Source organism: Streptomyces sp. MnatMP-M17 (genome assembly GCF_900091995.1).
In the GTDB taxonomy this organism is placed as follows: domain Bacteria; phylum Actinomycetota; class Actinomycetes; order Streptomycetales; family Streptomycetaceae; genus Streptomyces.
This window is the reverse complement of record NZ_FMDK01001047.1, coordinates 1-6,134: the sequence shown is the minus strand read 5'-3', so window position 1 is coordinate 6,134 and position 6,134 is coordinate 1. Positions and strand designations below refer to the sequence as shown.

At 69.9% G+C, this 6,134-nt stretch carries 5 protein-coding genes and 2 pseudogenes; all 7 read left to right on the top strand.

The genetic code is table 11. The features are described 5' to 3' along the window. Positions 1–231 (top strand): annotated as a pseudogene (locus GA0115259_RS35700) (RuvA C-terminal domain-containing protein); the annotation flags it as partial. 61 nt (positions 232–292) lie between these two features. Continuing rightward, a complete protein-coding gene (gene ruvB, locus GA0115259_RS35695) occupies positions 293–1,372 on the top strand; it encodes a Holliday junction branch migration DNA helicase RuvB (protein WP_093604545.1) in 1,080 nt (359 codons plus the stop codon). 187 nt (positions 1,373–1,559) lie between these two features. Beyond that, positions 1,560–2,072: a preprotein translocase subunit YajC gene (gene yajC, locus GA0115259_RS35690; RefSeq protein ID WP_093604543.1), complete on the top strand. Its 513-nt coding sequence runs from the start codon at positions 1,560–1,562 to the stop codon at positions 2,070–2,072. A 143-nt stretch (positions 2,073–2,215) separates the two neighbouring features. Continuing rightward, a complete protein-coding gene (secD, locus tag GA0115259_RS35685; RefSeq protein ID WP_093604541.1) occupies positions 2,216–4,003 on the top strand; it encodes a protein translocase subunit SecD in 1,788 nt (595 codons plus the stop codon). Position 4,004: 1 nt separating this feature from the next. Beyond that, entirely contained in the window at positions 4,005–5,126 is a 1,122-nt protein-coding gene (gene secF, locus GA0115259_RS35680; protein WP_093604539.1) for a protein translocase subunit SecF, read from the top strand. Further along, a complete protein-coding gene (locus GA0115259_RS35675; protein ID WP_093604537.1) occupies positions 5,123–5,668 on the top strand; it encodes an adenine phosphoribosyltransferase in 546 nt (181 codons plus the stop codon). The genes secF and GA0115259_RS35675 overlap by 4 nt, the downstream gene beginning before the upstream one ends. Positions 5,669–5,833: 165 nt before the next feature. After that, positions 5,834–6,134, top strand: a pseudogene (locus tag GA0115259_RS35670) (GTP pyrophosphokinase); the annotation flags it as partial.

Here is a 6,134-nt window from a genome sequence, read left to right as displayed (position 1 = left end):
GGCGAGCCGGTCGGCGCGGTCATCGGCCGCCAGGGCGTCGCGGCCGCTCCCACCTCCTGGAGCGATCAGCTCCACGCCGCGCTGATCGGCCTCGGCTATGCCCCGCGCGAGGCCGACGAGGCGGTGGCTCTGGTGACACCGCAGGCCGAGGCAGCCGTGGCCGCGGGAGCTCAGCCACCCGTACCGCAGCTCCTGCGCGCGGCGCTCCAGAGCCTGAACAGAACGCGCTGAGCCCTGCCGCACGGCACCACCGAGGCCCGCCCGAGGCCCTATCCCCGAGGTGAGACACAGAGTGAACTGGGACGACACCAGCGGTGAGACCCCCGTCGACGCGCCGGAGCGGCTCGTCGGCGCGTCCGCGGACGGCGAGGACCAGGCCGTCGAGGCGGCGCTGCGCCCCAAGTCGCTGGACGAGTTCGTCGGCCAGGAGCGTGTCCGCGAGCAGCTCGACCTGGTGCTGAAGGCGGCCCTCGCGCGCGGCGCCACCGCCGACCATGTGCTGCTCTCCGGAGCTCCGGGACTGGGCAAGACCACGCTGTCCATGATCATCGCGGCGGAGATGAACGCTCCGATCCGTATCACCTCGGGCCCGGCCATCCAGCACGCGGGCGATCTCGCAGCGATCCTCTCGTCCCTCCAGGAGGGCGAGGTCCTCTTCCTGGACGAGATCCACCGGATGTCCAGGCCCGCCGAGGAGATGCTCTACATGGCGATGGAGGACTTCCGGGTCGATGTGATCGTCGGCAAGGGCCCCGGCGCCACCGCCATCCCGCTGGAGCTCCCGCCCTTCACCCTGGTGGGCGCCACCACCAGGGCCGGACTGCTGCCGCCTCCGCTGCGCGACCGGTTCGGTTTCACCGGCCATATGGAGTTCTACGAGAGCGCCGAGCTGGAGCGTGTCATCCACCGCTCGGCCCAGCTTCTCGATCTGGAGATCGACACCGAGGGCGCCGCGGAGATCGCGGGCCGCTCCCGTGGCACGCCCAGGATCGCCAACCGGCTGCTGCGGCGCGTAAGGGACTACGCCCAGGTCAAGGCCGACGGACATATCAACCGCGAGGTCGCCGCCGTGGCCCTCGCGGTGTACGAGGTCGACGCGCGCGGTCTCGACCGGCTCGACCGGGCCGTGCTCCAGGCCCTGCTCAAGCTCTTCGGCGGCGGGCCCGTGGGCCTGTCGACGCTGGCGGTCGCCGTGGGGGAGGAGCGGGAGACGGTGGAGGAGGTCGCGGAGCCCTTTCTCGTACGGGAGGGACTGCTCGCGCGCACTCCGCGCGGCCGGGTCGCCACTCCCGCCGCCTGGGCCCACCTCGGACTCGTACCACCGGCGCAGGCGTCCGGCGCCGGCGGACAACAGGGTCTGTTCGGGACGTGACGGTGACACGACGGCGATGTAACGGTGAAGACACGCGTCCGGTCAGGAACCCGCGTGCGACGCCGGGCGTTGTTCCAACGACGTGGACTCGCTTAGACTCCGCCGATGCCGCCCCTACAGGTCGGCGTGCCCACCCCCGTATACCAGGCCGCTCGACAGCGCGGTCGTGCGAAGGAAGTTCCCTCCCGTGAGTCTCGTGACCCTCCTCCCCTTCATCGTGCTCATCGGGGCCATGTTCCTGATGACCCGGTCGGCCAAGAAGAAGCAGCAGGCCGCTGTGCAGATGCGCAACGACATGCAGCCCGGCACCGGCGTCCGCACCATCGGGGGCATGTACGCCACCGTCAAGGAGGTGCACGACGACACGGTCCTCCTGGAGGTCGCTCCCGGCGTCCACGCCGTATACGCCAAGAACGCCATCGGCGCCGTCCTGGACGACGACGAGTACAACCGCATCGTGCACGGCGACGACGCCCTCACGGCCGACGGTACGGTCGTGCCGGACGACGCCTCCTCGCTGATCGAGGCCGACGCCACCGCCACGGACGACTCCAAGGTCGACCTGGTCAAGGAGCCCGAGGCCGCCGGAGCCGACGCCGAGGACGGAGCCGAGCCGAAGGACGCCCAGTCCAAGGACGGAGCCGAGGCCAAGGACGGCGCCAAGGACGGCAAGGCCGACGGCGAGACCGGCGCGAAGTAGTCACGCGATCACGACGGGCCGTACCGCGGTCCGTCGTGGCTCACGGTCCGTGCTGAAATCTGCGGGGGCAGGTCCCCACTACACTTCGTGGCCGCTCCGGCGCACACCCGGCGTGGGGCGGTTGGACAGGGAGAAACGAGAAGGTGGCAGCACCTAATAAGGGCCGAAGGCAAGCGGGGTCCCCAGGCAGGCCGGGCCGCACCCTGGCACTGTTCCTGATTGCCATGGTCGCCCTCACGGGCGGGATGTTCTGGTCCGGTCATGTCACGCCACGTCTGGGGATCGACCTCGCAGGCGGCACGAGCATCACGCTCCAGGCGAAGAACACGCCGGGCAAGCCGAACGCGATCAACAAGACCAATATGGACACCGCCGTCAGCATCATCGAACGGCGTGTCAACGGTCTTGGTGTCTCCGAGGCCGAGGTCCAGACCCAGGGCAACGAGAACATCATCGTCAATATCCCCAAGGGGACGAACGAGAAGCAGGCCAGGGAGCAGGTCGGCACGACCGCCCAGCTCTACTTCCGGCCGGTGCTGACCGTCGCTGACGGCGGGCAGACCGCTCCGCCGCCCGCGGCCAGCGGCTCCCCGAGCGGCTCTCCCAGCCCTTCGTCGAGCGCCTCGCCCGACGAGGCGACGGCCGGTGAGCCCTCCTCCTCGTCAAGTCCCTCGGCGAGCGCCACCACCCAGGGCCGGGCCGTCACGGGCGCCCTGACGAAGGACGCGACGCCCTCCCCGGGCAGCTCGGCGAGCGGCTCCGCCTCGGGCGAGCCCAGTGCCCCGGCCACTCCGGATCCCGCGGCCACACCGTCCGCGGACCCGGCCACCGCCGCGCTGGAGAAGAAGTTCACGGACCTGGACTGCACCAAGGAGGCCCAGCGCACCAAGGCCAACCAGGGCGCGGCTCCCAAGGACACGATCGTGGCCTGCGGCCAGAACTCCGCGGACGCCTGGGAGAAGTACATCCTCGGCCCCGCCGAGCTGGAGGGCACGGACGTCGACGACGCCAAGGGAGTACTCGACCCGCAGCGCGGCATGTGGATCGTCACGATGGACTTCACCGGTGGCGGCACCAAGAAGTTCCAGTCCATCACCGGCAAGCTGTCCCAGCAGCAGGCGCCGATGAACCAGTTCGCCATCGTCCTCGACGGCAATGTCGTCTCGGCGCCCTCGGTGAGCCAGACGCTCGGCGGCAGCGCCGAGATCTCCGGCAGCTTCACCCAGCAGTCCGCCCAGGACCTGGCCAACATCCTGTCGTACGGCGCGCTGCCTCTGACCTTCGAGGAGCAGAGCGTCACCACGGTCACCGCCGCGCTCGGCGGTGAACAGCTGCACGCCGGTCTGATCGCCGGCGCGATCGGTCTCGCCCTGGTGATCATCTATCTGGTGACCTACTACCGCGGACTGTCGCTGATCGCCATCCTCAGCCTCGCGGCCTCGGCGATCATGACGTACACGATCATGGCCCTGCTCGGCCCGGGCATCGGCTTCGCGCTGAACCTGCCCGCGGTCTGCGGCGCCATCGTCGCCATCGGTATCACCGCGGACTCGTTCATCGTCTACTTCGAACGGATCCGGGACGAGATCCGTGAGGGCCGTACGCTCCGGCCGGCCGTCGAGCGTGCCTGGCCGCGCGCCCGGCGCACGATCCTGGTCTCCGACTTCGTGTCGTTCCTCGCCGCCGCGGTGCTCTTCCTCGTCACCGTCGGCAAGGTCCAGGGCTTCGCGTTCACCCTCGGCCTGACCACCGTCCTCGATGTGGTCGTGGTGTTCTTCTTCACCAAGCCGGTGATGACGCTCCTCGCCCGCAAGAAGTTCTTCGCCAGTGGACATCCCTGGTCCGGACTGGACCCGAAGCGGCTCGGCGCCAAGCCGCCGCTGCGCCGCTCCCGCCGTGCGAACGCCCCCACCGAACCGAAGGAGGCGTGAGATGTCGCGACTCGGCGCACTCGGCGCCCGGCTCTACCGCGGCGAGGTCGGCTACGACTTCGTCGGCAAGCGGAAGATCTGGTACGGGATCTCGATCCTGATCACCATCACGGCCATCGTCGGCCTGGCCGTACGCGGCCTCAACATGGGCATCGAGTTCAAGGGCGGCGCGGTCTTCACCGTGCCGAGCACCAGTGTCTCGGTGTCCCGGGCCCAGACGGACACCGAAGAGGCCTCCGGCCACGACGCGATCGTCCAGAAGCTCGGCAACGGCGGACTGCGGATCCAGGTCACCGAACTGGACACCAAGCAGGCCGACGCGGTGAAGACCCAGCTCGCCAAGGATCTGAACGTCGACGAGGCGAAGATCAACGCCGATCTGGTCGGACCGAGCTGGGGCGAGACGATCGCCAACAAGGCGTGGACAGGTCTCGGGATCTTCATGATCCTGGTGGTGATCTATCTCGCGATCGCCTTCGAATGGCGCATGGCGGTCGCCGCGCTGATCGCCCTGATCCATGACCTCACCATCACCGTCGGTGTGTACGCGCTGGTGGGCTTCGAGGTCACGCCGGGCACGGTGATCGGTCTGCTGACCATTCTCGGTTACTCCCTCTACGACACGGTGGTCGTCTTCGACAGCCTCAAGGAGGGATCGAAGGACATCACCAAACAGACCCGCTGGACCTACAGCGAGGTCGCCAACCGGTCGATCAACGGCACCCTGGTGCGTTCGATCAACACCACCGTGGTCGCGCTGCTGCCGGTGGCCGGTCTGCTCTTCATCGGCGGCGGCTTCCTGGGCGCCGGCATGCTGAACGACATCTCGCTGTCGCTCTTCGTCGGTCTCGCCGCCGGTGCGTACTCCTCGATCTTCATCGCCACACCGCTCGTCGCCGACCTGAAGGAACGCGACCCGCAGATCAAGGCGCTGAAGAAGCGGGTGCTCAACAAGCGGGCGGCGGCCCTGGCCAAGGGTGAGACGGCCGAGGGAGCGGCCGACGCGGGCGCCGAGGACGATCCGGAGGACGCCGAGCCCGGCGAGGCCGCACCGGCCGCGGCCGTTGTCGGTCCGCGCGGAGGCCGCGGTGGCCGAGGCCGCCCGTCCGGGAGGCGCAGATGACGGACGACACCACACGGGAACTGCTGCTCAGCCGTATCCGTGATGTCGCCGACCATCCCAAGCCGGGAGTGGTGTTCAAGGACATCACTCCGCTGTTGGCCGATCCGAAGGCCTTCACAGCGCTGACCGACACCCTCGCCGAGCTGTGCACACGGCACGGCGCGACCAAGGTCGTCGGCCTGGAGGCACGCGGCTTCATCCTGGCCGCTCCGGTGGCGGTCCGGGCGGGCCTCGGGTTCATTCCCGTACGCAAGGCGGGCAAGCTCCCGGGCGCGACGCTCTCCCAGGCGTACGACCTGGAGTACGGCTCCGCCGAGCTGGAGGTCCACGCCGAGGATCTGGACGCGGCGGACCGCGTCATCGTCATCGACGATGTGCTCGCCACCGGAGGTACGGCCGAGGCCTCGGTCCAGCTCGTCCGACGGGCCGGCGCCGAGGTGGTGGGCGTCGCGGTCCTGATGGAACTGGGATTCCTGGGCGGCAGGACCCGGCTGGAGCCGGAGCTGCGCGGAGCACCGCTGGACGCCCTGATCACGCTCTGACCACGCGCGCGGCGGATTGACGACCGACAGAACGGGCACCCGGGAACAACCGGGTGCCCGTCCCGCGTTCGGAGGAGTCCTGGTCCTGGGGCGAGAGGGACGCCCGAGGTCGATACCATGGAGGTCCGGGCCTGACCGGGGACCTGGATCCCACGAGGAGCGCTCTTGCCAGAAGAGGTCCAGCCACTGGCCGCCGCGACGCCCGATCATCACGCGGAGCAGACCGCGGCGGCGCGAGCCGTGCCGCGGGACAACGCCGCGGCGACCGCTGAAGCGAAAGCCGCGCGCAATCCCGCGGAGATCTCGCATGCCCGGCCCACGGAGCCCGTGGAGCCCTCGCCGGCCGCCAGGCCCGCCCCGGAGCGGCCCTCGATGCCCGTCAGCGCGCCCAAGCCCGGCGCCACGGCCGTGCCGCGCACCGGTGGCTCCTCCAACCGCGTACGGGCCCGGCTCGCCCGGCCCCGCG

Bases quoted from the DNA above. Each gene is read 5' to 3' on its own strand.
- secF (WP_093604539.1), top strand. From the start codon at position 4,005: ATGTCGCGACTCGGCGCACTCGGCGCCCGGCTCTACCGCGGCGAGGTC.
- GA0115259_RS35675 (WP_093604537.1), top strand. From the start codon at position 5,123: ATGACGGACGACACCACACGGGAACTGCTGCTCAGCCGTATCCGTGAT.